Genomic DNA, 26,203 nt, shown 5'->3' on the forward strand with positions numbered 1-26,203 from the left:
TGGAGCGTCGACGAAAAAAATGCCGTTCAAATTGTGAACGGCATTTTTCTTTGGCTAACGCCGGGAGATTATCAGCCTTCCAGCAAGCTGCGCAGCATCCACGCATTCTTTTCATGCAGCTGCATGCGCTGGGTCAGCAGGTCGGCGGTCGGTTCGTCAGCGGCGGCATCGACGGTCGGGAAGATCGAACGTGCGGTGCGGGTCACGGCTTCCTGGCCGGCCACCAGCTGGGCGATCATCTCTTGCGCATTGGGCATGCCTTCGGCTTCGGGGATCGAAGACAGCTTGGCGAATTCCTTGTACGAACCCGGTGCCGGATAGCCCAGTGCGCGGATGCGTTCAGCGATCAGGTCCACTGCCAGTGCCAGTTCGTTGTACTGGCCTTCGAACATCAGGTGCAGGGTGTTGAACATCGGACCGGTCACGTTCCAGTGGAAGTTGTGGGTCTTCAGGTACAGCGTGTAGGTGTCTGCCAGCAGTTTGGACAGGCCGTCGGCAATCTTCTTGCGGTCCTTGTCGTTGATGCCGATGTTGATCGAGGGGGCTGCCACATTCTTCTTTGCCATTATTCGCTCCTTAGCTGTTCGGTTTTTCGTAAGCGGGTACATACACTGCGCAACACCGCGATTCTATTGCAAATCGCAAACGGACAAACTGCGACTACGCAACTATTGATAAAAGAGTGGGGCCGACGTTCCCCATTTCAATCGATTTTGGAGATAAATGCACGCCTATAAATCAATCGGGCCGATAGATCAAAACCTATCGGCCCGACGTCTCATCGACTGCAACGGCAATCAGATCACGATTTGGCGCCCTGCTGCGCAGTGCGATACAAGGACAGTGACAGGGCCACGCCACCAATGGCCGCAATGGCGGCGAAGAGGAACACCTGCGGATATCCCAGCTGTCCCGCGATGGCCCCGGCCAGCGGACCGGTGATGCCCAGCGCCAAATCGAGGAATACCGAATACGCCGCCAGTGCCGCGCCACGATTGGCCGGTGACACCAGGCTGACGGCTTCCACCCCCAGCGAAGGAAACACCAGCGCAAAGCCGAAACCGGCCAGCGCCGCGCCCAGCAATGCGAGCGCAGGCGTGGTCGCACTCCACAGCAGCAGCAGGCCGACCGATTCGGTCAGGAAGCACACCACCGCCACGCGATAGCCACCGAAGCGCGTGATGACATTGGCAAACAGCAGGCGCGCACCGACGAAGGCAGACGAGAACGCGGTCAGCGCGAAGGCCGCGCCGCTCCAGTGCTGATCGGCGTAATACAGGGTGATGAAGGTGGCGATCGAGCCGAAGCCGATGGTGCCGAAGGCCAGGCCCATGCCATACGCAAACACCTTGCGCAGCACCAGCTTGAAGGACAACTGTTCGCCCTGCACCACCGGGGTGACCGGACCACCGCGTGCCAGCACGAAGCCGAGTACGGTGAGCAGCATGCCGGTCAGGCCGATCATGGCAAAGCCCAGCGAGCGGTCCAGTACCACGCCCAGCGGCGCGCCGATGGCCAGTGCCGCATAGGTGGCGATGCCGTTCCAGGAGATCATCTTGGCGGTGTTCTCCGACCCCACGCGGCCCACGCCCCACATGATGGCGCCGGTGCCGACCAGGCTCTCGCCCAGGCCCAGGAAGGCGCGGCTGGCAAACAGCAGCACCAGCGACAGGAAGGGCAGCGGCTGCGCCAGCGCCGAGAGCAGCAACAAGCCACCGCTGGCCGAACACAGCAGCATGCCGCGCATGACGGTGTGCTTGGCACCCATGGTATCGATCATGCGGCCGGCATTGGCGCGGCTCACGAAGGTCGCGAAATACTGCACGCTGATGCCCAGGCCGGCGATCACCGAGCTGTAGCCCAGGTCGAGGTGGATGTAACCCGGCAGCACCGCCATCGGGATGCCGATGGCCAGATAAACCAGGAAGGTGAAGAAGGCGGTGGCAATGATCTGCCGCGTGACCTTGGCCGGCGTCAATGGACGCGGCGCAGCGGCGGGCACAGGCGTGCCGGTGGAACTGGGACTACAGGAATCGTCGGACATGGCGGGAAAGTCGGAATGTGAATCCGGAAGGGCAAACCGGAATGAACAGGCCGCGCGCGCCGGTGTGCGCGTGAACAGCCAGACCGAATTTTACTCCCGCCCTAAAAATGCTGCAGGACAGCAAAAGATTTTTGCCTGTCAATTCAGCAACTTAGTCGTTTTTGTGCGACGTCCTGTTGCCTGCAGGCTGTATTTCAGCGCTCGCAGTGCAGTGCGTCAGTGGCCCGTTCGCGTACGGCGGGGGCGTAGTCGGCCCCCAGGATTTCCGGTGCCAGCTCGGCCAGATCGCGCTGCACGGCCGGCTCGCACCAGTGGCCGTTCAGGCGGGCCAGCGCCGCCAGCAGGTCGGGGGTGAGGCGGTCCAGCACCGGGCGCACCTGCAGCGCCAGGTCTGGCGGATTGGCGAAGGGCGGACGCTGCTCCACACGCCACTGGCGATGCAGGTCGCGCTGCACGATCTTGCCGGCCTCGAACTGGTCCTGGAAGAAGCGCCGCGTCCATACGGCATCCAATCCCAGTTTCTGCGCACGGGCGGCCACGTCGTCGAGAATGACCGCCTCGCGCGCCGGATCATCGATGGGCGCATGCGAATTCCATTTGCTGCGCGCCACGGGAGCGGCGACGTCGAGACGGGTCTTCTGCAAGGTCAACAATTGTTCGACATCGCTGCGCGCGGCCGGGGGCGGTGTGGTGGCGCAGGCGGCGAGCAGCAGGGTGGCGATCAGGGGCAGGGTGGCGAAGGAGCGGGAAGACAGGCGGCGCATGGTCGGAAGAGTCGATTGCTGAGGTGAGTGCCGGGTTCGGCTGTGGATAAATCAACTGTGCGGCAGTATAGCGCCGCGCCTGCCCGCCCGGTCAGGGCACGCGCCCTTTATAATCGCGGGATGCAAAATCTTCTCCACAACCTCAATGAAGAGCAGCTCGCCGCCGTGACGCTGCCCGCGCAATCGGCGCTGATCCTGGCCGGTGCCGGTTCCGGCAAGACTCGTGTGCTGACCACCCGCATCGCCTGGCTGATTCAGACCGGGCAGGTCTCGCCCTCGGGCATCCTGGCGGTGACCTTCACCAACAAGGCCGCCAAGGAAATGACCGCGCGCCTGTCGGGCATGCTGCCCATCAATACGCGCGGCATGTGGATCGGGACTTTCCACGGACTGTGCAATCGCCTGCTGCGCGCGCATCACAAGGATGCCGGCCTGCCGCAGACCTTCCAGATCCTGGATACGCAGGACCAGCTCTCGGCCATCAAGCGTTTGCTCAAGCAGATGAACGTGGACGACGAGAAGTATCCGCCGCGCAACCTGATGTACTTCATCAACAGCGCCAAGGACCAGGGCCTGCGCGCCAAAGATGTGGATGCCTACGACGACTACAACCGCAAGTTCGTCGAACTCTACGAGCTCTACGACCAGCAATGCCAGCGCGAAGGCGTGGTCGATTTCGCCGAGCTGCTGTTGCGCACCTATGAATTGCTCTCGCGCAACCAGCCGCTGCGCGAGCACTACCAGGGCCGCTTCCGCCACATCCTGGTCGACGAGTTCCAGGACACCAACGACCTGCAATACAAATGGTTGAAGCTCATGGCTGGCCAGCACGGCGCGGTCTTCGCGGTGGGCGATGATGATCAGAGCATCTATGCCTTCCGTGGTGCCAACGTGGGCAACATGTCGGCCTTCGAGCAGGAATTCCATGTGGAGAACCTGATCAAGCTGGAGCAGAACTATCGCTCGCACGGCCACATCCTGGACACCGCCAACGAACTGATCGCCAACAACAGCAAGCGCCTGGGCAAGAACCTGCGCACCGATGCCGGCCACGGCGAGCAGGTGCGGGTCTATGAAGCCACCAGCGATCTGCAGGAAGCGCAGTGGATCATCGAACAGGTCAAGGACCTGATCGCCGAAGGGTGGGCGCGCAGCGAGATCGCCATCCTCTATCGTTCCAACGCGCAGTCGCGGGTGCTGGAACATGCGCTCTTCAGCTCGGCCATTCCCTACCGCGTCTATGGCGGCCAGCGCTTCTTCGAGCGCGCCGAAATCAAGCACGCCATTGCCTACCTGCAGTTGATGGACAACCTGCACAATGATTCGGCCTTCCTGCGCGTGGTCAACTTCCCCACGCGCGGCATCGGTGCCAAGGCCATGGAGTCCTTGCAGGATGCAGCGCGCCAGTATGGCTGCTCGCTCTACGCCGCCGTGCCTTACGTGGCGGGCAAGGCGGGCTCTTCCTTGAATGCCTTCATCAAGCTGATCGAAGGCGCGCGGTTCGAGACCCAGCATCTGCCCCTGCCCGAAATGGTCAAGGTGGTGCTGGACCTGTCCGGCCTGATGACCCACTACCGCAACGAAAAGGAAGGCGCAGACCGCATCGAGAACCTGGAACAGCTGGTCAGTGCGGCCACGCTGTTCGTCTCGGAAGAGGGCTATGGCCTCGATGCCCCGGCTTTCCTCGGCCCGCAGGCGCAGGCCTCGGCCGGCACGGCCATCACCACCGCCGATGGCGTGGAAGTGCTCGATGCCGATGCGCCGCTGGTGACCATCATGTCGCCGCTGTCAGCCTTCCTCTCGCATGCCTCGCTGGAAGCCGGCGACAACCAGGCGCAGGCCGGCCAGGATGCCCTGCAGCTGATGACGGTGCACTCGGCCAAGGGGCTGGAGTTCGACGCGGTCTTCATCACCGGCATGGAAGAGGGATTGTTCCCGCACGAGAACAGTGCCAAGGAAGAGGGCGGCGTGGAAGAAGAGCGCCGCCTGATGTACGTGGCCATTACGCGGGCGAGAAAGCGGCTCTTCATGACCTTCTCGCAGACCCGCATGCTGCACGGCCAGACGCGCTACAACATGCGTTCACGCTTCTTCGATGAAATGCCGGAGCAGTCGATCAAGTGGCTCTCGCCCAAGATCGCCCAGCATCACTGGTTCGCCAATCCCAAGTCGGCCTGGGATGAAGTGCCGGAAGCGGGTAACAACCGCATCGCGCAGAACTTCTCGCGCCAGACCGATTCCGGCTGGCGCATTGGGCAGAACGTGTCCCATGCCAAGTTCGGCGAGGGCGTCATCGTCAATATCGAAGGGGGTGGCGGTGCGGCGCGGGCGCAGATCAACTTTGGCAAGTTCGGGATGAAATTGCTGGATCTGTCGGTGGCGAAACTGGAGAAAATCTAAGTTTTTGCGTTGCCGTTGAATTGGGTTTGAGCAGTGAAACGCCCCGTTGCCATCAACAGCGCAACGGGGCGTTTTTCATGTGGGCGTGATGCCGAGATGCACGCAGTGAAAGGAGATGCAGCATGAAGGGGCGGGAAATTCTCTCTGAACTGTTCGGTAAAACCAGAGCACAACGCTGGCATGAAGCATCGCCTGCGGGAAAAATAATTTATATTGTCGTGGTGGCATTCATCTTTGCGCTCATTGCGAGTGTCTGGACGTTCGGCGCATGGTGGCAATAGACCGCCCTCGGTTTATCGAGGAGATACGTTGATGTGAGTCGTGGCTCATGCTTCAAGAGCATGTCTGAGATCCGCAAATGACAGGCCTCCAAGGAACGCCTTATTGTCTGCGCCCGCCTTGCTTCAACCAGGCCCTGACCTGCTCCACATCGTCAAACGATCCCAACACCATTCCAACATCGCGCATCTCCTGCCGCATGCCTGCAATGACTTTGTTCAAATCGCGACCTATCCCTTTTGGCGACACCCGGGTGGCAGGCGCCAGTCCGAAGGTCTGCCTGAAATGCCGCTCCATGTGGGCGATCTCCTGATCCAGGTCGCCCAGTTGTTCCGTGAGGATGTGGTTGTAGTGCGTCAGCCGCTCCTCGCTGACGCCGTGGATGGAACGCTGGTCGATCTGTTCCAGTTCCAGTTGCAGTTCAAGCAGTCGTGACAGATCGTTCTTTTCATAGGCCTGGTTGACCTGCTGCATCAGCGCGGTCTTGCGAGCGCGTTCGCTCTCGTCGAGCTCGCGATCCGGATGCAGGGCGCTGGCCAGCCGGCGATAAACGGCGCGGATGGACTGGCTCAATTCGATGCGCTGCGCCTGCTGGCGGGCTTCTGCGGCGCGCTGCCTGGGCGGTTTCTTGCGGCTGGCACGCTGGGCCTCGCGCGCTTGCGCGGCTTGCATGCGTTCGCGCTCCTGGCGTTCCAGCATCGCTTCCATGCGCTGCATGATTTCTTCCGGCGTGCCGGTGGTGAAATCGTCCTCGGCGATCGCGGGCTCTGCTTGTATGGTCTTGTCTTCGTGTACTTCCGCAACGGAGGCGGGTTCTTCCGTCTCCTCTTCTTCCGCATGCTGCTGGTAGATCAGCGCCAACTCCGCATCATCGGCCCGTTGCAACAGGGCCTGCGCCATGTCCGCGATCAGCGCCGAGAGTGCGATGCGCTCGCCCTTGCCGAGTGCCTTGTCGGGCCAGGCGGCATGCAGGCGATAGACCACCTGACGTTTGAGGGTGAGCAGTTCCTGCTCCAACGGGACATATTGGGCCGTGAATTTCTTGTGGAATTCATCACTGGCCGCTTCCCACTCCTTGAGCTGCGCACGGCGCGTGCCGATGGCGTCGATGAGCGCATTGAACTGTTCCTGTGCCGGAGAAAGGCGCATGGCGGATTGGCCATCGACGATGGCAACAGTTTGCGGGGTGGGCTTGTTCATGGAGACAAAGAAGAGCAGTGGTGCCGGATTCTAGCCATTCGCTCACGCGCCCACAAGCGCAGTCCCCAGCCTCAGGCCCCGGCGATCATGGCTTGCACTTCGTCCCAGGTCGCGGCATAGGCCCCGGCCTTGGAGGCGGCAATGGCCGCACCGGCCGCGGCGCATTGCAGGTGGACCTGCGCCGGGGCCTCGGGCTGGCGTAGCTGGCTGGCGATCCAGCCGCCCATGGAGGCGTCGCCGCAGCCGACCGTATCGACCACATCGACGCGATAGGCAGGCTGGTCAATGACTTGCTCACCCTTGATCCACTGCATGCCCTTTGCACCCAGCGTGTAGAGAATTTCCGCTTGCGGGGCCAGCGCTTGCAGCGTGGCCAGCGCGTTGCCGTCGCCGGGGAACAGGCGCTCCAAGTCTTCGTCGGACACCTTCACGTAATGCGACAGGGACAGCAATTGCTGGAACAGGATGCGATAGGAGGGGCTGTCCATCAACTTGCGCCAGTTGGGATCGAAGGCGATCTTCTTGTTGCGCAGCGCCGCTTCCTGGGCGATCTGCAGCAGGCGCGAGGCCAGCGGTTCGCGGGTCAGGCTGATGCAGCCGAAGTGCAGCACGCGCGCTTCGTCCATCCAGCCGGCGGGCAGGCGCTGCGGATCGAAATGCAGGTCGGCGCTGTCGTCGCCGATGAAGAAGTAATCGGGCGGCGTGGTCGAGGTCACCATGGCCAGCAGCGGTGCCTTGGCGTGCTGCTGGGTGAAGCGCATGTCCAGTCCGGCCGCTTCTGTGAGCGCATACAGCTCGGCGCCGAAGACGTCAGTGCTGACGCTGCCGGCGTAACCGGTGGCCACGCCCAGGCGGGCGGCCGCGCGTGCCACGTTCCAGCAGGCGCCGCCGGGAATGGCGCGCCACTGGCCGTCAGGCTGGCGGATGAAATCGGTCAAGGCTTCGCCGAAGACGACGAATGCGGCGCTCTGGGTCATGCTGGTCTCCGTGTGCGTGTCGTTGTAGTGGTCAGTAAATGCGTAGGCGGTTCAATCCTGCAAGGCGTGGCGCGCGCAGGTCTCGTCGGTCACGAGGCCGGTGAGCCAGCCGCCGCGCAAGGCGGCGCGCACGGCGTCGGCTTTCTTGCTGCCGCCGGAGAGCGCGATCACCGGCCGCTGCGGCCTCTGCGCCAGCGGCGGCGTGGTCACGCGCGCCGCCAGCGACGAGGGCAGCATGACGCCGTCGATGTCGAAGGCGTGGCAGATCATCTCGCCGATCGCCCCCTGGCGCTGCAGGTCGGCCACTTCCTCATCGTCGATGAAACCATCTTCGTGCATCGCGCCCTGAAGGGCGATGGTGCCGATGCCCAGGAACGTCACATCGGCGCGCTCGGCCAGGCCGGTCACGATCTTGTAGGCGCGGTGGTTGCACCATTGCTGGCGGTCGCGTTCACTTTCGGCCACGCGCGGGGCGGGCAGCAGGTAGAAGCGTGCGCCCAGTTTTTCTGCGGCTTGCAGAGCCACGTCGTAGCGATTGGCCGAACCGTCGGAAGCAAAGGCACCAATCATCGAGACGATCTGGTGCTGCGGGCGCTCCAGTTCCGACAGGCGCTCGATGGCCGCCTTGAGCGTGCGTCCCGAGCCGACGTTGACCACCAGCGGTGCTTCCGAACTGAGGTATTGCTCCATCACCTCGGCCCCGGCTACCGCCAGCATCTGCTGCACTTCCAGCGATTCGTTGGGATTGCCCGCGCCGCCTGCGCCGGGCACCACGCGGCACACCTCCAGCCCGTAGCGCTCCTGCAGGCCCTGCGCCAGTTCCAGGCAGGAAGAGACCGGATGCGTGATCTGCACTTTCACCAGGTTGGCATCGGCCGCATAGGCCACCATGCGCTGCGCCATCTGGCGCGAGATGCCGAGCCGTTCGGCGATTTCGTTCTGGGTGTTGCCGGCCACGTAGTACATCCACGCGGCGCGCGCCGCCAGGTCGAGTTTGGATGCGCTGCTAGACATGTTCTCCTCGCCAGCCGTCCCCGTGGCTGCCAATGCAGGCGGGCGCGGGCTGTCTCTGTGATGTTGATGCGGTGAATTCCCTCTTGGGTCGCCATTTTACGGCGAGTTGACCGTTCCATTATTGCGAAGCTTGGGCAAATGCTCAATCAAAAAGCAAATGCTTGACACAAATTCGAGAATGAATGAATATTTGCCCATAAAAATAATATTTGCTCAAAACGTAGTTAGCGAAAACCGTTAGCGAAAACCGCCTTTCCCTGCATGCGTACACCGGCATCGTCTGCCGCTGCCACCCAGGAAGAACGTGCAGGAGGGCCCATAACATTCGGAGACCAGCATGTCCAAACTCGTGCGCACCCGTGCGTCCGGCTTTACCCGCGTTCGCTTCACCCTGGCCGCTGCGGCCATCTCGACCCTGTTTGCTGCCGGCCATGCACAAGCCGAGCCGGTGACGCTGAACATCGCGTCCATCAACAACCCCGACATGATCGAACTGCAGAAGCTGGCACCGGCGTTCGAGAAGGCCAATCCCGACATCAAGCTGCGCTGGGTCACCATGGAAGAAAGCGTGCTGCGCCAGCGCCTGACCACCGATATCGCCACCAACAGCGGCCAGTTCGACCTGATGACCATCGGTGCATATGAAGCGCCGATCTGGGCCAAGAAGGGCTGGCTGGCACCGATGAGCGGCCTGCCGGCGGATTACGATGAGGCCGATCTCATCAAGCCGGTGCGGGAGGGCCTGAGCGTGGATGGCAAGCTCTACGCACTGCCGTTCTACGCGGAAAGCTCGATGACCTACTACCGCAAGGATCTGTTCGAGCAGAAGAAGCTGACCATGCCGCAGCACCCGACCTGGGATGAGGTCGCCAAGCTGGCCGCGCAACTGCATGACCCGGCCAAGGGCGTCTACGGCATCTGCCTGCGCGGCCGTGCCGGCTGGGGCGAGAACATGGCCATCATCACCACCATGGCCAATGCCTGGGGTGGCCGCTGGTTCGACGAGCAATGGCAGCCGCAGCTGTCCTCGCCGGAATGGAAGAAATCGGTCAACTTCTATGTCGACCTGATGCGCAAGTACGGCCCGCCGGGCGCCAGCTCCAACGGTTTCAATGAAAACCTGGTGCTGTTCTCCAGCGGCAAGTGCGGCATGTGGGTCGATGCCACCGTGGCGGCCGGCATGCTCTATCACGGCAAGGATTCCAAGGTGGCTGACAAGACCGCCTTCGCGCCCTCGCCGCAGCAGGTGACCGACAAGGGTTCGCACTGGTTGTGGATCTGGTCGCTGGCCGTGCCCAAGTCCTCCAAGTCGCAGGAAGCCGCCAAGAAGTTTGCGGCCTGGGCCACTTCCAAGGAATACATCAACCTGGTCGCCAAGGATTCCGGCTGGGCCCTGGTGCCGCCGGGTACGCGCAATTCGACCTACGCGTCGGCCGAATACAAGAAGGTCTCGCCCTTCTCCGACTTCGTGCTCGATGCGATCCAGACCGCGGATGCCAACAAGCCGACCCTCAAGCCGGTGCCTTATACCGGCGTGCAGTTCGCCACCATCCCCGAGTTCCAGTCGATCGGCACCGTGACCGGCCAGGCCATTGCCGGTGCACTGGCCGGCAAGACCAGCGCGGACGCCGCCCTGGATGCCGCCCAGGCACAGGCAGTGCGGATGATGCGCCAGGGCCGCTACATCAAGTAAGCCCTGCCGCTTGTGGTTCCGCCGGCATGCAGCCCGTGCTGCATGCCCCGCGCGCGATGTGAGCGGCATGCCTGCATGCCTTGCACATCGCGCCGTTCTCCCCGGCTGTCTGCACCTTGCGTGCGCCGCCCGGATTGAAATGCCGAGGCTGTCATGTCCACGATCCACTCTACCCAGGTGTCGTCCACCTCACCGATGATGCAGAGTTCTTCCCCGCCTGCTGCACGCAAGCAGCAGACCCGTCCGCCGCGCAAGGAGCGCTTCAATCCCATCCGCCTGATGCAGACGCCGTCGGTGCTGATCCTGCTGGCCTGGATGATCGTTCCGCTGGTGATGACCATCTATTTTTCGGTCAATCGCTACAACCTGATGGCCCCTGACCAGACCGGTTTCGTGGGTCTGGAAAATTATATTTTCCTGTTGCAGGACCCGGCCTTCTGGCCCTCCATCGGCAACACCGCACTGCTGATCGGTTCGGTACTGGCCATCAGCGTCATCGGCGGCACCCTGCTGGCGGTGCTGTTCGACCAGCCGTTCCGCGGGCGCGGCATTGCGCGCCTGCTGGTCATCGGTCCCTTCTTCGTCATGCCCACCGTGGCCGCGCTGATCTGGAAGAACATGATCATGCATCCGGTCTACGGCATCCTGGCCTACGTGATGCGCCACCTGGGGCTGGAGCCCATTGACTGGCTGGCCGAGTACCCCATGCTGTCGGTCATCATCATCGTGGCCTGGCAGTGGATTCCGTTTGCCTTCCTGATCCTCTTGACCGCGCTGCAGTCGCTCGATACCGACCAGAAGGAAGCTGCACAGCTTGATGGCGCAGGGCCGGTGCGCATCTTCTTCTACATCGTTCTGCCGCACCTGAAGCGCGCCATTACCGTGGTCATCATGATCGAGACCATCTTCCTGCTCTCGGTCTTTGCGGAAATCTTCACCACCACCGCAGGCGGCCCCGGTACGGCCACCACCAACCTGACCTTCCTGGTCTATTCGATTGGCCTGCAGCAGTTCGACATCGGCATCGCTTCGGCGGGCGGCATCTTCGCGGTCGTGCTGGCCAACATCGTCTCGTTCTTCCTGGTGCGCATGCTGGCCAGGAACCTCAAGGGAGTCAACGAAAAATGAGCGATCCAAAGAAAAGCCCCCTGTGGGTGGCGCTGCTGGGCTGGGCCTGCGCCATCGTGCTGTTCTTCCCCATCTTCTGGGTGGCGGTGACGGCCTTCAAGACCGAGTCCCAGGCCTATACCCCCTCGCTGATTTTCTTGCCCACGCTGGACACCTTCCGCGAAGTCTTCAGCCGCAGCCACTACCTGGGCTATGTGCAGAATTCGTTGATCGTGTCGCTGGGGGCGACGCTGTTGTCGCTGCTGCTGGCGGTGCCGGCGGCGTATTCGATGGCCTTCTTCCCGACCGGCCGCACCCAGAAGCTGCTGCTGTGGATGCTGTCGACCAAGATGATGCCGGCCGTGGGCGTACTGATCCCCATCTATCTGCTGGCAAAAAACACCGGCCTGCTTGATACGGTAACGGGGTTGACCATCATCTATACGCTCATCAACCTCCCCATCGCAGTGTGGATGGCGTTCACCTACTTCAATGACGTACCCAAGGAAATCCTCGAAGCGGCCCGTATCGACGGGGCCAATGCCTGGCAGGAAATGATTTACCTGCTGCTGCCCACCGCCATGCCGGGCCTGGCTTCCACGGCCTTGCTGCTGATCATCCTGTCGTGGAATGAAGCCTTCTGGAGCCTGAACCTCACCAGCGTCAATGCGGCACCGCTGACGGTGTTCATCGCCTCCTATTCCAATCCGGAAGGGCTGTTCTGGGCCAAGCTGTCGGTCGCCTCCCTGCTGGCGATTGCGCCCATCATGGCGCTGGGCTGGCTGGCGCAGAAGCAGCTGGTGCGCGGCCTCACCTTCGGGGCGGTGAAGTGATGATGGCGCGCCAGGCGATCACCCACCTGATCTGCGATTGCGACGGCGTGCTGCTCGACAGCGAGAGCATCGCCCTGCGCGTGCTGCATCGTGAACTGTTGCCGCTGCTGCCGGCCTGGAGCGGTGCCGACGATGACGAGCAGGAAGAACAGCGCAGCCAGGCCCTCCACACCGCCATCGCGCATCGCCTGGGCATGTACACCGACATCCTGCTGGGCGAAGTCGATCTGGAATTCGAACTGGGCCTGGATGCCGCCGCCGCCGAGCGCATCCACCAGGCGGTGGCCGTGGCCTGCGGCGAAGAAGCGCAGCCGGTGCCGGGCGTGGTCGAGGCCTTGCAGGCCATCCGCCTGCCGCGTGCGGTGGCCAGCAACAGCGATGCGCCGCGCATCGAAGCGGGCTTGCGCCGCTGCGGCCTGTATCCGCAATTCGCCGGCCGCATCTACAGCGGTCATGACGTGGCCCATCCCAAGCCGGCACCGGATGTGTATCTGGCGGCAGCGGCGGGCTTCAATGTTGATCCGGCGCGCTGCGTGGCGGTCGATGACAGCGTCACCGGCGTGCGTGCGGCGGTGGCCGCCGGCATGTACGTGCTCGGCTTCACCGGGGTGGCGCATGACCGCAAGACGATGGCGCGCAAGCTGAAGGATGCCGGCGCGCATCAGGTATTCGAGGACATGAAACAGTTTCCGCAACTGGTGAGTGAATTGATCTGGCTGCGCTGAGCAAAGAGCGCGCAGTCCCCCTACAAGAGAACGAGGAGAATCCCATGGCAGCCGTGAGCATCAGGAACCTGGCCAAGCGCTACGACGACAACGAAGTCATGCGCGACATCAATCTGGAAATCGAGGATGGCGAATTCGTCGTCTTCGTCGGCCCCTCGGGCTGCGGCAAGTCGACCTTGCTGCGCATGATCGCCGGGCTCGAAGAGATCAGCGATGGCGACCTCGACATCGGCACCCGCCGCATGAATGACGTGCCTGCTTCCAAGCGTGGCGTGGCCATGGTGTTCCAGTCCTATGCGCTGTATCCGCACATGAGCCTGTACGACAACATGGCCTTCGGGTTGAAGATCGCGGGCAAGTCCAAGGCCGAGATCGATGCCGCCGTCCAGCATGCCGCCAAGATCCTGCACATCGATCACCTGCTGGACCGCAAGCCGCGTGCGCTCTCCGGGGGGCAGCGCCAGCGCGTGGCCATTGGCCGCGCCATCACGCGCCAGCCCAGCGTGTTCCTCTTCGATGAGCCGCTGTCGAACCTCGATGCCGCGCTGCGCGTGAAGATGCGCCTGGAATTCGCCAAGCTGCACGATGACCTCAAGACCACCATGATCTACGTGACCCACGACCAGATCGAAGCCATGACCCTGGCCGACAAGATCGTGGTGCTCTCCGAGGGACGCATCGAACAGGTCGGTTCGCCGCAGCAGCTGTATCACCATCCGGCCAATCGTTTCGTGGCCGGCTTCATCGGTTCGCCCAAGATGAACTTCATCGATGGCACCGTGGCCGCCGTGCAGGCCGATGGCGTGCAGGTGCAATTGCCCGGGGGCGGTCTGCAGTGGGCTGCGGTTGACGGCAGCACGCTGCAAGCGGGGCAGAAGGTCACGCTGGGCGTACGTCCCGAGCATCTCAACATCGCCCAGGGCCAGGCCGCGCTGCAGGCACGGTGTACGGCGCTGGAACTGCTGGGCGATTTCTCTTACCTCTATGCGGCCCATGAAGGCAGCGACGATGCGCTGATCCTGCGCGTGCCCGACAGCCTCGATCCGCCGCATGGCAGCGTCTTGCACCTGGCTGCCGATCCGGCCCGCTGCCATCTGTTCGGTGCCGACGGCCAGGCCTTGCCGCGCCTGGCATCGGGCGTGGCCGCGCCGCGCCCGCATTGATCCCTTCGCCCATTCACTTCCTCGACAAGGACCAGGCATGACCCGTACCGCCACTTCCCTCGACCAGTACGCCGCCGACAGCCTGACCTGGCTGCACATCGGCGCCGGTTCCTTCCATCGCGCCCACCAGGCGGTCTACCTGAATGCGCTGCGCGAGAGCGGTGCCGACCGTCGCTGGCAACTGGCGCTGGCCAACATCCGCGCCGACATGAGCCCGCTGCTGGAAGCGCTGGCCCGCCAGCAGGGCCAGTACACGCTGGAGACCGTCACACCCGAGGGTGAGCGCAGCTACCAGCGCATCGCCTCCATCGGCCGCATCCTGCCGTGGGATGAGCGGCTCACGCAACTGATCGCCGCCGGTGCGGAAGAGCGCACCCGCATCATCTCCTTCACCGTGACCGAGGGCGGCTACTACCTCGACCATCACTACCAGCTCGACACCGGCAACGCCGATCTGGCCGATGACCTGCGTTGTGCCCTCGATGGCAGCGGTGCACCGCGCACCATCTACGGCGCGATTGCAGCCATCCTGCGCGCACGCAGCCAGGCCCATCCGCAGGCGGCGCTGACCCTGCTGAACTGCGACAACCTGCGCCACAACGGCGAACGTTTCCGCGACGGCTTGCGCCAGTTCCTGACCCTGCGCGGCGAGAGCGCACTGGTGGCCTGGATGGATGCCCATGCCACCTGCCCCAATGCCATGGTGGACCGCATCACCCCCCGCCCCACACCGGCGGTTGCGGCCCGTGTGAAAGAAAATACAGGTGTCGACGATCCCTGCGCCCTCATGGGCGAGTCCTTCATCCAATGGGTGATCGAAGACGACTTCAAGGCCGGTCGCCCGCGCCTGGAAGCGGCCGGCGTGGAGATGGTGCAATCGGTGCTGCCCTACGAGGAAGCCAAGATCCGCATCCTCAATGCCAGCCACAGCTGCATCGCCTGGGCCGGCACGCTGGCCGGGCTGCAATACATCCACGAAGGTACGTTGCGCGAGGACATCCGCCAGATGGCGCATGACTATGTGACGCAGGACGTGATTCCTTGCCTCACGCCCAGCCCCATCGACCTGGCGGCATACCGCGATACGACGCTGGCGCGCTTCTCCAATCCGGCCATCCAGGACACCAACCAGCGCGTGGCTGCCGATGGCTATTCCAAGATCCCCGGCTTCATCCGCCCGACCTTGCAGGAGAGCCTGGCGGCCGGCCGCGATCCGCAGGCTACAGCCATGCTGCCTGCGCTGTTCCTGGTGTTCCTGCAGCGCTGGGCCGCCGGTGCGCTGCCTTACGAATACCAGGACGGTATCTTCGACGCCGCTGCCGCGCGCAGCATGCTGGCGGCAGAGGATGTGGTGCAGGCCTTCTGCGCGGATGCCGTGCTGTGGGGCGAACTGGCCGGTGATGCGCGCCTGGTGGCGCTGGTGCGCTCGGCTTATGGACGCGTGCAGCAGTGGCTGGGGCAGGCGCACTGACGCTGCCTTTTGTGCCCAAGGCGTCATAGAATTGCCGTTCAATAACGAATAACGAGGAGCACCATGTATCTTGGGATCGACCTGGGTACGTCCGAGGTCAAGGCGGTGGTGATCGACGAGACGGGCGCGCTGCTGGCACTGGCCGGCAGTACGCTGACGGTCTCGCGTCCGCATCCGCGCTGGTCCGAGCAGAGTCCGGCCGATTGGTGGAAGGCCACCTGTGCCACCGTGGACAAACTGCGCGAGCAGCTCGGCAGTGAGCGTTTCGGCCGCATCCGCGCCATCGGCCTGTCCGGCCAGATGCATGGTGCGGTGCTGATGGATGCGCAAGATGCGGTGCTGCGTCCGGCCATCCTCTGGAGCGATTCGCGCAGTGCCCCCGAATGTGCCGAGCTGGAACGCCGCGCACCGCGCCTGCACGGTATCGCCGGCAACCTGGCTATGCCGGGTTTCACTGCGCCCAAGCTGCTGTGGGTGGCGCGCCATGAACCGCAACTGTTTGCGCGTATCGCGACCGTGCTGCTGCCCAAGGATTGGCTGCGCTTCATGATGACCGGGCGCAAGGTGTGCGATCCCTCGGACGCCGCCGGCACGCTGTGGCTGGATGTGGAAGGCCGCAACTGGTCCGACGAACTGCTGGCCGCCTCCGGTATGCGGCGCGATCAGATGCCGGCGCTGGTCGATGGCAGCGCGGTCTCCGGCACGCTGCTGCCGGAAGTGGCACAGGCCTGGGGCTTGCGTGCGGACGTGATCGTGGCCGGTGGTGCCGGTGATGGCGCGGCCAGTGCAGTGGGCATCGGGGCGGTCAAGCCCGGCGATGGCTTCCTCTCGCTGGGAACTTCCGGTGTGCTGTTCGTGGTCAATGACCGCTTCCGTCCGAATCCGGGGCGGGCCATTCATGCCTTCTGCCATACCCTGCCGCAGCGCTGGCACCAGATGAGCGTGATGCTCTCGGCGGCCAGTTGCCTGCGCTGGTTCTGCCGTTTGTGTTCCGTGGATGAGAAGAGCCTCCTGGCCGAGATCGAACAACTCGACGAAGAAGCGCGCAACAACGCGCCGCTGTTCCTGCCTTACCTGTCAGGCGAGCGCACACCGCACAACGATCCTTACGCCACCGGCGTCTTCCACGGGCTGACACCGGAACACCAGCGTGCCGCACTCGGTTATGCGGTACTTGAAGGCGTGGCCTTCGGCATGGTGGATGGACTCGATGCGCTGCGTGCGGCGGGCACCGATGTGGCCGAATTGTCGCTGGTAGGAGGTGGCGCGCGCAGTGCTTATTGGGCACAGTTGCTGGCCGATGCGCTGCAGGTGCGCATCGTCACCCACGTGGGCAGCGAGGCCGGCGGTGCGCTGGGTGCGGCGCGCCTGGCCTGGCTGGCCGACGGCGGCGATGAAGCCGAGGTGTGCCGCAAACCGGAACAGCAGGCGTTGTACCAGCCCGATGCGGCACGGCATGCGGCCCTGCAGGTGCGGCTGCAACGCTATCGGGCGATCTATGCGCCGTTTGCGCCCTTGCAGGGAGAGAGTGCCTGAGCGCAGCGCTTACTTGCGCTGGAACTTGAACACCGAAATGGCCTGCAGCAAGCGCATGGTCTGCTCTTCCAGACTGGTGGCCGCTGCGGCCGCTTCTTCGACCAGCGAGGCATTCTGCTGGGTGCTGGCATCCATCTGCGTGATGGCTTCATGCACCTGGTTGATGCCGGCACTCTGCTGCTGGGTCGCTTCGTTGATTTCGCTCATGATGCCCGAGACCCGCTGCACCGAAGCCACGATGTCGCGCATGGTGCTGCTGGCCTGCTCGACCTGGCGATTGCCCACTTCCACCTTGGCCACCGAGTCGTCGATCAACTGCTTGATCTCCTTGGCCGCCGCTGCCGAGCGCTGCGCGAGCATGCGCACTTCCGAGGCCACCACCGCAAAGCCGCGTCCCTGCTCGCCGGCGCGCGCCGCTTCCACCGCGGCATTGAGCGCCAGGATATTGGTCTGGAAGGCGATGCTGTCGATCAGGCTGATGATGTCCACGATCTTGTTGGAGGATTCGCTGATCTCGTTCATCGTCGTGCCGGTGCTGGCCACGGCATCGCCGCCGCGCATGGCAATGGATGATGCGGTCCCGGCCAGCTCGTTGGCCTGGCTCGCGTGATCCGCATTCTGGCGCACGGTGCCGGCGAGCTGGTGCATGCTCGATGCCGTTTCTTCCAGATTCGCGGCTTGCTGTTCAGTGCGGCGTGAGAGATCCATGTTGCCGGTGGCGATTTCGCGGGTCGCCATATTGATGGTCTCGACGTTGGATCGCACGTCGCCGATGATGGCGGTCAGGTTCACGTTCATCTGGCGCAGCGAGGCCAGCAGGCGGCCCAGTTCATCATGGCGGCCGGTCTCGATGCGCACCGAGAGATCGCCTCCGGTGATGGCGTGGGTGATATCGAGGGCCTGCTGCAGCGGCTTGATGAGCGCGGAGCGCAGGGCGATCCATTGCACGATGGACAGCAGGGCTGACGCGGCCGCCAGTGCGCTGATCCACCACTGGTGCAGCGTCATCATGCCGGCCAGTACGACGGCGATCTGGATCGCCAGCATCACGCCCATCGACCAGTTCAGGCGCGTATTCAACTGCATGCGCCCGAGCTTGCCCAGCCATCCGGCCAGTCCGGTCCGCACCACTTCACCACGATGCAGGGCAATGCCCTTGGCCTGGCCACGGCGCATGCTTGCGTAGAGCTTCTCGGCGCCTTCCACCGCCGCGCGTTCGGGCTTGGTGCGGACCGACATGTAGCCGACCACCTGGCCGCTTTCGCGGATGGGCGTCACGTTGGCACGCACCCAGTAATGGTCGCCGCTCTTGCTGCGGTTCTTGACCAGTCCGGTCCAGGGTGTGCCGCCCTTGATGGTGGCCCACATGTCGGCGAAGGCCTCGGGCGGCATGTCGGGATGGCGGATCAGGTTCTGCGGCGCGCCCAGCAATTCCTCTTCCTCGAAACCGCTGATCTCGATGAAGTAAGGATTGACGTAGGTGATATTGCCCTGGAGATCGGTCTTGGAAACGATGGCCTTGCCATCGATGAGCAGGCGTTCCTGCCCCGTGACCGGCATGTTCATGCGCATCTGATACCCCCGTGTAAGAAGCTGTGGTGATGGAAAGTCCAGCTGGCGGGGGCGGGCGGTGGAGCGGATGCTGTTCGCCTCTCCCTTGCGAACACATCGGACCGGGCGCGCCAGGCAGCGACAGCCTGGCGCAAGGTCCTGTCTGACGGGAATGACGCGTCAGACGATGGGATTGTCTCCGTTGTGCGGGCTGTCGGACCCTCTGCGGGGCTTTCCGAAGACGCTAGTGTAGGTCGGATAGAACGAACAGTACATGATGACCGTCAATATTATCGAGATCGGCAGCAGGATGAAGAACACCGCCGTAATGCTGCCGGTCAGCAGCGTGATGGCCATGCTGATGACCGTGGGCACCACGATGGCGATCACGATCCAGGCCAGGCCGAAAACCAGGAACGCACGCCCGGCGCGGCGTACCGCGAAGAAGCTGTAGAACAGTGCCTTCCCCAGCGGCATCTGCTGCCACATGATCAAGGGGGCTGCATACCAGAACGCCATGGCCGCCGGCACGTAGAGGGCGGCCGCCACCAGCATGGCAATGCGCATGCTGCCAGCGGCGCTTTGCAGTTCCTCGGTCGACAGGCCGCCACCCATCATGGCTTTCCAGAAGGTGCCGCCGTCGGCCAGCGCCGAAGCCGCCACCACCAGCGTGGCCACCAGCAGATAGAGCAGGCCGAGCTTCAACAGCGTATTGCGCGCCGGGCTGCGGAAACCGATCAACAGCAGATTGGGGAACACCCGTTCACCGCGCTCGATCTGCGCGCAGGCCTGCATGAACGACATCGAGAACAGCGGGATCAGGATCAGCGGCAGCATCTGGCCGAGCACCGGGATGATGCCCAGCGCCAGCATCAGGAACATGTAGGCGAAGAACAGCGTGGAGATTTCGGCCGGTTGCTTTCTGAACAGGGCAAAGCCCTGTTTGACCCAGGACCAGCCGGTGTGTGCGGGGATCTTTTCCATGGCTCCAGTGCTTACAGCGTCGGTGGCGCATCCTGGATGCGCAGGCGCAGGATGCGTTCGAAGTGCGTGGGATCATGCGGCGTGAGCATTTCGGCTTCGCGCGGCAGATAGAAATCGTACAGGCGCGACAGCCAGAAGCGCAGCGCGGCAGCGCGCAGCATCGGCTGCCACGCCACGCGTTCGGCGTCCGAGAACGGACGCACGGCACGATAGGCGGCCAGCATGGCTTCGCTGCGGGCAGTGTCGAGCACCCCCGTGTCCAGGTCCACGCACCAGTCGTTGACGGTCACGGCCAGGTCGAACAACCAGGTATCGCAACCTGCGAAATAGAAATCGAAGATGCCCGACAGCTGCTCGCCCACGAACATCGCGTTATTGCGGAACAGGTCGGCATGCACCGGTCCGCGCGGCAGGGCGCGGTAGTCGGCGGTGGCGGCAAAGTCCTTCTGGTACTGCACTTCGCTGGCGAGCAGCTGGCCCAGTTCGGCCGGCAGGAAGGGCAGCACCGCCGGAGTGGTTTCCAGCCACCAGGCCAGGCCGCGCAGGTTGGGCTGCAGGATCTTGAAATCCTTGGCCGTCAGGTGCATGCGCGCCAGCATGTCGCCCAGCGCGGCGCAGTGCACCGGCTGTGGATCCAGCTGCGACTGGCCTTCGAGCTTGCTGACGATGGCTGCCGGCTTGTCGTTGAGCAGGTTGACGATGGCGCCCTTGTCGTTGGGCACCGGCGCCGGCACCGGGATGCCGCGCTGCGCCAGGTGGCGCATCAGTTCGAGATAGAAGGGCAACTGTTCGATGTGCAGCTTCTCGAACAGCGTCAGCACGTATTCGCCTTGCTCCGTGCCGATGAAGAAGTTGCTGTTTTCGATGCCCGAGGAGATGCCCTTGATCGAGGTGGCGCGGCCAAGCGGGAATTGTTCAATCCAGTCCGAGAGTTGTTCCAGACTGACCGGTGTAAAGACTGCCATGACGAAAATGAAAAGAGGATGCTGGCTGGGGCGCGCTGCCGCCAAATCCGGCGGCTGCGCGAGGGGGAGGGCAGATGCGCCGTCCATCCCGTTCCTGAACCGGCTGCGCAATGCGGCCGGGTGATTCGGTTGATCGCTGTCGATCGCGCGCCATCACCGTCTGGCGACGCGCGCGATCAGCGAAATCACTTCTTGGTGGTGCCGTCGGTGTCGCCTTCCTGAGGCTTCTTGACACCCCAGTCGAACTCGCCGACCTTCCACTGGGCCGAGCTAGGCGGCGGGCTTTGTGCATCGCCGGGGGTGGAACCGCCCAGTTGCGGATTGGGACGCACGTAGTAGGTGCTGGGACCGGACTTGACTTCGATTTCCTTGGTCTGGCCGTGGTCGCGGCGTTCCTTGATGCTGTTGCCCTGCGTGCGGCTGTCTTCGCCCGGCTTGCGGATGGTCACGGCCGGTGGTTCGCCTTCTTCCAGCTTCTCCAGTTCGGGCGGCGGCGGAGCGGGCTGGGCAGCCAGGCCTGCGGGCGGAGTTTGTGCCAGCGCCAGCGGCGCGGCCAGGCCAGCCGATGCGCACAGCAGCAGCGCTGCCAGGGTCTCTTTGAACCGGAGTTGGGATGGTTTCATGATCTTATGAAGAAAAAGGGGTGTTGTTTTCTTCATTGTAGCAAACCATCAAGGTCTGGCCGTCGCGTTTCTTCATGGGAATGATCAATAAGACAACAGGCAAATGCGAGCGCGCGTGGCCGTGTTGAGCCGGATCCATCGCCGGGGCTAGTCCAGCAGCGGGATGCGGGTGCTCAGCCAGTCGGCCAGGGTAGGGGGCATGGCCACCACTTTGACGAATTCTTCATCTTCGCCTTTGCTGGCATCGAAGTAGGCGAGGTGGTCGCGGGCATAGTCGATCAGCAGGGGATAGTGCCCGCCCCATTGCACGGTGAAGTAACGTACCGCGCGCCACTGGCCCTGCTCATCGAAGATGCGCAGGCGGATCTGGTCGTGCCGGTTGTCGCCGCTGCCGGTGCCGCACAGTTCGACCAGGAAGTCTTCGCCCCGATAGTGGCGCAGGCCGCCGTTGAGCTTTTCGGTGTACATCTGGCATTGCTGGTAATGGGGCCGGGTGCTGGTGACCACGGCAATGGCCACGCCATAGCTCATCACCAGCATGTAGAGCAAGGTGGTGGTCCAGTAGGCTGGCTGCCAGCGCGGCTGGGCCTGGCCGATGACGCGGCCCATGCCCCAGCAGAACCAGGCCAGGGTGGCGGCCATGAGCAGGGCCGCCAGCCAGTACAGGGTTTCACGGTGCGCGTGCAGGCTGTCTTGCCACCGGTCGGGGTGCCATGGCTGCCACTGTGGGGCGGGAAGAAACAGCATGGCCGCACCGGTCGCCATCGGTATCAGGCACAGGAACAGCGCCGCGTACAGCGTGCCCAGGAAGAGTTGCGTGAAATAGGCGCGGGCGACCGGCATGAGAGAGAAGGTGCAAGAAAGTGGGATGAATCTTCATGAAGTTGCCCTGCATCATGAATTCTTGCGTTGTTGTTTCAAATCGTACGTTGGTGAGGGGAAGTGAACTTTCTTGCATCTATCGCTGATGCCATGCCGGTTCTGGTCCGGTAAAAAGAGAAGGCCGGACGGCATCGCTGCGGTCCGGCCTCGTCGTGCTCATGAAGTGCGGCGTTACAGATACATCCCGCTCTGGCGTTCTGCCTCCTGCTGGGTTTCCGCCGGCTTGGACTTCTCGGCGTGGAATTTCTGGATGGCTGCCAGCACGTCGGCAGGTTCATCGATGACCTGCAGCAGGTTCACGTCCTTGGGCGAGATCATGCCGTCGTCCACCAGGCGGGTCTTGATCCAGTCCACCAGGCCGGCCCAGAACTCGCTGCCCACCAGGATCACCGGCATCATGCGCGACTTGCCGGTCTGCATGAGGGTCAGTGCTTCGGTCAGCTCATCGAGCGTGCCGAAGCCGCCCGGCAGCACCACGTAGGCATCCGCATATTTCACGAAGGCCACCTTGCGCGCAAAGAAGTGGCGGAAGGACAGCGAGATGTCCTGCCAGGCATTGCCGTGCTGTTCGTGCGGCAGTTCGATGTTCAGGCCCACCGAGGGCGAAGCACCTTCGTAGGCACCCTTGTTGGCAGCCTCCATGATGCCGGGGCCGCCGCCGGAGATGACGGCATAGCCGGCGTCGGAGATCAGGCGGGCGATCTCCACACACAGTTGATAATGGGGATTGTCGGGCTTGATCCGGGCAGAACCGAAGATGGAAACGGCAGGACGCAGCTCGGAGAGACGTTCGGTCGATTCGATGAATTCTGCCATAATCGTGAGTACATGCCACGACTCGCGCGCCTTCTTGGCCGTCGCGCGTTCGATGTCCCCCACCTCCCGCAGACGCGGGACATTTTTTCCTCTCTGTTCCATATGCAAAAAACCTTGTTGTTAGTTGATGGTTCCAGTTACCTCTATCGGGCCTTCCATGCACTGCCCGATATGCGTAACGCGGAAGGCGCGCCCACCGGTGCGCTGTACGGCATCATCAATATGCTGCGCCGACTGCGCAACGATTATCCCGCAAGTTACGTTGCCTGTGTGTTCGACGCCAAGGGCAAGACTTTCCGTGATGATCTCTATCCCGACTACAAGGCCACCCGCAAATCCATGCCGGAAGACCTGGCATTGCAGATTGAACCGATCCACGCCGCCGTGCGCGCCCTGGGCTGGCCGATCCTGATGGTCGAGGGCATCGAAGCCGATGACGTCATCGGCACGCTCTCGGTACAAGCCACCGCTGCCGGACTGGACACCATCGTCTCCACCGGCGACAAGGACATGGCCCAACTGGTCAACGAACACGTTACCTTGGTCAACACGATGAGCAATGAAGTTCTCGACATTGCCGGCGTGACTGCAAAATTCGGCGTGCCGCCCGAGCGCATCGTCGATTACCTGAGCCTCATCGGCGACACCGTCGACAACGTACCCGGCGTCGAAAAGTGCGGCCCCAAGACCGCCGTGAAGTGGCTCTCCGCCTATGGCTCGCTCGACGGCGTCATGGCCAACGCCGACAAGATCACCGGCGTGGTCGGCGAGAATCTGCGCAAGGCCCTGGACTGGCTGCCGCAAGGCCGCGTGCTGGTCACGGTCAAGACCGATTGCGATCTGTCGGAGCACATGAAGTCCATCCTTGAATCGCTGACCATGCAGCCGGTCGACAAGGAAGTGCTCAAGGATCTCTTCACCCGCTACAACTTCCGCACCTGGCTGCGCGAACTGGGCGAGGGTAGCGAGCCGGCGGGTGCCAAGACCCCGCTGGTCGGTGCCAGCGCCGCTGCAGCACTGGAAGCGCCGGCCCAGGGTGGCCTCTTTGCTCCTGCGCCCAAGGTCGAGTACGAGACCGTGCTCACCGATGCGCAACTGGATCAGTGGATCGCCACCATCAACGCCGCCGAACTGACGGCCGTCGATACCGAGACCACCTCGCTGGATGCGATGCAGGCCGAGCTGGTCGGCATCTCGCTGTGCTGCGAGCCGGGCCGTGCTGCTTACATTCCGGTGGCGCACAACTACCAGGATGCACCCGAACAATTGTCGCGCGAGCACGTGCTCGCCAAACTGAAGCCGTGGCTGGAAGACGCCAGCAAGGCCAAGCTCGGCCAGCACCTGAAATACGACAGCCACATCTTCGCCAACTACGGCGTTCGTCTGGCCGGCGTGAAGCACGACACGCTGCTGGAATCCTACGTCTTCGAATCACATCGTCCGCATGACATGGACAGCCTGGCTGCACGTCATCTGGAGCGCAAGACCATCACCTATGCCGAGGTATGCGGCAAAGGTGCGTCGCAGATCGGCTTCAATGAAGTGGCCATCGAACGCGCCACCGAATACGCCGCCGAGGATGCAGAAGTCACACTGGCCCTGCATCACGCCATGTGGCCGCAGATCGAGCATGATGACAAGCTGCGCTTCATCTACGAGAAGATCGAAGTCCCGACCTCGGTGGTGCTGCAGAAAATCGAACGCAATGGCGTGCTGATCGACAGCGAGCGCCTGGGCCAGCAATCGCACGATCTCGGCAAACGCATGCTCGAAATCGAACAGCAGGCCTACGACCTGGCCGGCCAGCCTTTCAACCTGAATTCGCCCAAGCAGCTGGGCGAGATCCTGTTCGGCAAGCTGGAGCTGCCGGTGGTCAAGAAGACCGCCTCGGGCGCACCGTCCACCGATGAAGAAGTGCTGCAGAAACTGGCCGAGGATTATCCGCTGCCCAAGGTCCTGCTGGACTATCGCGGCCTGGCCAAGCTCAAGTCCACCTATACCGACAAGCTGCCCAAGATGATCAACCCGGCCACCGGCCGCGTGCATACCAACTATGCACAGGCGGTGGCAGTCACTGGTCGCCTGTCTTCCAACGAACCGAACCTGCAGAACATCCCGATCCGCACGCCCGAAGGACGCCGCATCCGCGAAGCCTTCGTCGCACCCGAAGGCTGCGTGATCGTCTCGGCCGACTATTCGCAGATCGAGCTGCGCATCATGGCGCACATCTCCGAAGACGAGAACATGTTGAAGGCCTTCGCCAACAACGAAGACATCCACAAGGCCACCGCCGCCGAAATCTTCGGCATCGCGCCCGAGCAGGTTGAGTCCGAGCAGCGCCGCTATGCCAAAGTCATCAACTTCGGCCTGATCTATGGCATGAGCGCCTTCGGCCTGGCCGGCAACCTGGGCATCGAACGCTCTGCCGCGCAGATGTACATCGACAAGTACTTCATGCGCTTCTCGGGCGTGAAGCGCTACATGGATGAAACGCGCCTGCAGGCCAAGGCGCGCGGCTACGTGGAAACGGTCTTCGGCCGCCGCCTGTGGCTGCCCGAGATCAACTCGCCCAACGGTCCGCGCCGACAAGGCGCCGAGCGTGCGGCGATCAATGCGCCCATGCAGGGCACCGCGGCTGACCTCATCAAGCTGGCCATGATTGCCGTGCAGGACTGGCTGGAGTCGACTGGCATGAAGAGCCGCATGATCATGCAGGTCCACGATGAACTGGTGCTGGAAGTGCCCCAGGAGGAGCTGGCGGTGGTGCGTGAAAAGCTGCCTGAATTGATGAAAAATGTTGCGGAGCTGAAAGTTCCCTTGCTTGCCGAGGTCGGAATCGGTAAGAATTGGGACGAAGCGCATTAATCTTCACACCGTGACAGGAAAACGCGGCTTTCCGCTGTGCGATAGTGCAGGGGCGTGAACGATTAGGCAAAAAAGCAAGATTGGCAGGAAGGCAAGCTGACGCCGTGACTTGACCCCAGTGGTCAGCAGGCGTCAGTGCCCCGACCAAGCCAGCACCTGAATGACAAGACAAGCAGACCGGCGTCGCAACCGCAGACGAACAAAGACGGGATGACGCCCTGGGTGGTACCGGACGGGGTCCGGGCAACCGAGGCTGAGGCAGGGAAGCAGGGGACAAGCACATTCATCACCGGCCATGACCGCATGCGGTC

General features: G+C 63.1%; 21 protein-coding genes and 1 pseudogene. 10 read left to right on the plus strand and 12 right to left on the minus strand.

Annotation, left to right across the window (positions count from 1 at the left end; genetic code table 11):
• Positions 1 to 71: 71 nt before the first annotated feature.
• The 3 genes from J2X56_RS19695 to aroQ all read right to left on the minus strand — a co-directional run bounded on the left by J2X56_RS19695 (position 72) and on the right by aroQ (position 2,808).
• Positions 72 to 566 (minus strand): Dps family protein, encoded by a 495-nt coding sequence (locus J2X56_RS19695; RefSeq protein ID WP_310161898.1) that lies wholly within the window; start codon positions 564 to 566, stop codon positions 72 to 74.
• A 236-nt stretch (positions 567 to 802) separates the two neighbouring features.
• Positions 803 to 2,044: an MFS transporter gene (locus J2X56_RS19700; protein WP_121042677.1), complete on the minus strand. Its 1,242-nt coding sequence runs from the start codon at positions 2,042 to 2,044 to the stop codon at positions 803 to 805.
• 194 nt (positions 2,045 to 2,238) lie between these two features.
• The gene (aroQ, locus tag J2X56_RS19705; RefSeq protein ID WP_310161901.1) at positions 2,239 to 2,808 is read right to left on the minus strand and encodes a gamma subclass chorismate mutase AroQ; all 570 of its coding nucleotides are present in this window, start codon (positions 2,806 to 2,808) and stop codon (positions 2,239 to 2,241) included.
• A 120-nt stretch (positions 2,809 to 2,928) separates the two neighbouring features.
• On the opposite strand from aroQ, the gene J2X56_RS19710 reads away from it, so the two are divergent.
• Together J2X56_RS19710 and J2X56_RS19715 are read left to right on the plus strand one after the other, a co-directional pair.
• Complete coding sequence (locus tag J2X56_RS19710) at positions 2,929 to 5,208, plus strand: UvrD-helicase domain-containing protein (RefSeq protein ID WP_121042681.1); 2,280 nt, start codon at positions 2,929 to 2,931, stop codon at positions 5,206 to 5,208.
• A 122-nt stretch (positions 5,209 to 5,330) separates the two neighbouring features.
• Positions 5,331 to 5,489 (plus strand): hypothetical protein, encoded by a 159-nt coding sequence (locus J2X56_RS19715; RefSeq protein WP_158601264.1) that lies wholly within the window; start codon positions 5,331 to 5,333, stop codon positions 5,487 to 5,489.
• 100 nt (positions 5,490 to 5,589) lie between these two features.
• Here J2X56_RS19715 and J2X56_RS19720 read toward each other — a convergent pair whose 3' ends face one another.
• The 3 genes from J2X56_RS19720 to J2X56_RS19730 form a co-directional block, all read right to left on the minus strand.
• Positions 5,590 to 6,687, minus strand: coding sequence for a J domain-containing protein (locus tag J2X56_RS19720; protein ID WP_121042683.1), 1,098 nt, complete (start codon positions 6,685 to 6,687; stop codon positions 5,590 to 5,592).
• Between the two features lie 71 nt (positions 6,688 to 6,758).
• Entirely contained in the window at positions 6,759 to 7,664 is a 906-nt protein-coding gene (locus tag J2X56_RS19725) for a carbohydrate kinase (protein WP_121042685.1), read from the minus strand.
• 51 nt (positions 7,665 to 7,715) lie between these two features.
• Entirely contained in the window at positions 7,716 to 8,678 is a 963-nt protein-coding gene (locus tag J2X56_RS19730) for a sugar-binding transcriptional regulator (protein WP_121042687.1), read from the minus strand.
• A 337-nt stretch (positions 8,679 to 9,015) separates the two neighbouring features.
• On the opposite strand from J2X56_RS19730, the gene J2X56_RS19735 reads away from it, so the two are divergent.
• From J2X56_RS19735 to xylB, 7 genes and pseudogenes are all read left to right on the plus strand, one after another.
• The gene (locus J2X56_RS19735) at positions 9,016 to 10,371 is read left to right on the plus strand and encodes a sugar ABC transporter substrate-binding protein (protein ID WP_121042689.1); all 1,356 of its coding nucleotides are present in this window, start codon (positions 9,016 to 9,018) and stop codon (positions 10,369 to 10,371) included.
• 153 nt (positions 10,372 to 10,524) lie between these two features.
• The gene (locus J2X56_RS19740; protein ID WP_310161908.1) at positions 10,525 to 11,499 is read left to right on the plus strand and encodes a sugar ABC transporter permease; all 975 of its coding nucleotides are present in this window, start codon (positions 10,525 to 10,527) and stop codon (positions 11,497 to 11,499) included.
• 32 nt (positions 11,500 to 11,531) lie between these two features.
• Positions 11,532 to 12,311: pseudogene (locus tag J2X56_RS19745) on the plus strand (carbohydrate ABC transporter permease); the annotation flags it as partial.
• Complete coding sequence (locus J2X56_RS19750; protein WP_121042693.1) at positions 12,311 to 13,036, plus strand: HAD family phosphatase; 726 nt, start codon at positions 12,311 to 12,313, stop codon at positions 13,034 to 13,036. The pseudogene J2X56_RS19745 and the gene J2X56_RS19750, both read left to right, overlap by 1 nt.
• Positions 13,037 to 13,080: 44 nt before the next feature.
• Positions 13,081 to 14,199: an ABC transporter ATP-binding protein gene (locus tag J2X56_RS19755; protein WP_121042696.1), complete on the plus strand. Its 1,119-nt coding sequence runs from the start codon at positions 13,081 to 13,083 to the stop codon at positions 14,197 to 14,199.
• 37 nt (positions 14,200 to 14,236) lie between these two features.
• The gene (gene dalD, locus J2X56_RS19760) at positions 14,237 to 15,670 is read left to right on the plus strand and encodes a D-arabinitol 4-dehydrogenase (RefSeq protein WP_310161912.1); all 1,434 of its coding nucleotides are present in this window, start codon (positions 14,237 to 14,239) and stop codon (positions 15,668 to 15,670) included.
• Positions 15,671 to 15,733: 63 nt separating this feature from the next.
• Positions 15,734 to 17,206, plus strand: coding sequence for a xylulokinase (xylB, locus tag J2X56_RS19765; protein ID WP_310161915.1), 1,473 nt, complete (start codon positions 15,734 to 15,736; stop codon positions 17,204 to 17,206).
• A 9-nt stretch (positions 17,207 to 17,215) separates the two neighbouring features.
• Here the strand turns inward: xylB and J2X56_RS19770 are convergent, their stop codons facing one another.
• From J2X56_RS19770 to J2X56_RS19795, 6 genes are all read right to left on the minus strand, one after another.
• A complete protein-coding gene (locus J2X56_RS19770) occupies positions 17,216 to 18,778 on the minus strand; it encodes a methyl-accepting chemotaxis protein (RefSeq protein WP_310161919.1) in 1,563 nt (520 codons plus the stop codon).
• A 159-nt stretch (positions 18,779 to 18,937) separates the two neighbouring features.
• A complete protein-coding gene (locus J2X56_RS19775) occupies positions 18,938 to 19,741 on the minus strand; it encodes a BPSS1780 family membrane protein (RefSeq protein ID WP_121042703.1) in 804 nt (267 codons plus the stop codon).
• Between the two features lie 11 nt (positions 19,742 to 19,752).
• The gene (locus J2X56_RS19780; RefSeq protein WP_310161922.1) at positions 19,753 to 20,706 is read right to left on the minus strand and encodes a homoserine kinase; all 954 of its coding nucleotides are present in this window, start codon (positions 20,704 to 20,706) and stop codon (positions 19,753 to 19,755) included.
• A gap of 185 nt (positions 20,707 to 20,891) precedes the next feature.
• Complete coding sequence (locus J2X56_RS19785) at positions 20,892 to 21,329, minus strand: hypothetical protein (RefSeq protein ID WP_134135634.1); 438 nt, start codon at positions 21,327 to 21,329, stop codon at positions 20,892 to 20,894.
• A gap of 147 nt (positions 21,330 to 21,476) precedes the next feature.
• Positions 21,477 to 22,172, minus strand: coding sequence for a hypothetical protein (locus tag J2X56_RS19790; protein ID WP_121042705.1), 696 nt, complete (start codon positions 22,170 to 22,172; stop codon positions 21,477 to 21,479).
• A gap of 210 nt (positions 22,173 to 22,382) precedes the next feature.
• On the minus strand, positions 22,383 to 23,129 hold the full coding sequence (locus tag J2X56_RS19795) for a TIGR00730 family Rossman fold protein (RefSeq protein ID WP_121042707.1): 747 nt from the start codon (positions 23,127 to 23,129) through the stop codon (positions 22,383 to 22,385).
• On the opposite strand from J2X56_RS19795, the gene polA reads away from it, so the two are divergent.
• A complete protein-coding gene (polA, locus tag J2X56_RS19800; RefSeq protein ID WP_209568150.1) occupies positions 23,130 to 25,892 on the plus strand; it encodes a DNA polymerase I in 2,763 nt (920 codons plus the stop codon).
• Positions 25,893 to 26,203 lie beyond the last annotated feature (311 nt).

The sequence above is a fragment of the Herbaspirillum sp. 1173 genome (genome assembly GCF_031455335.1).
Classification (GTDB): Bacteria; Pseudomonadota; Gammaproteobacteria; order Burkholderiales; family Burkholderiaceae_D; genus Herbaspirillum; species Herbaspirillum huttiense.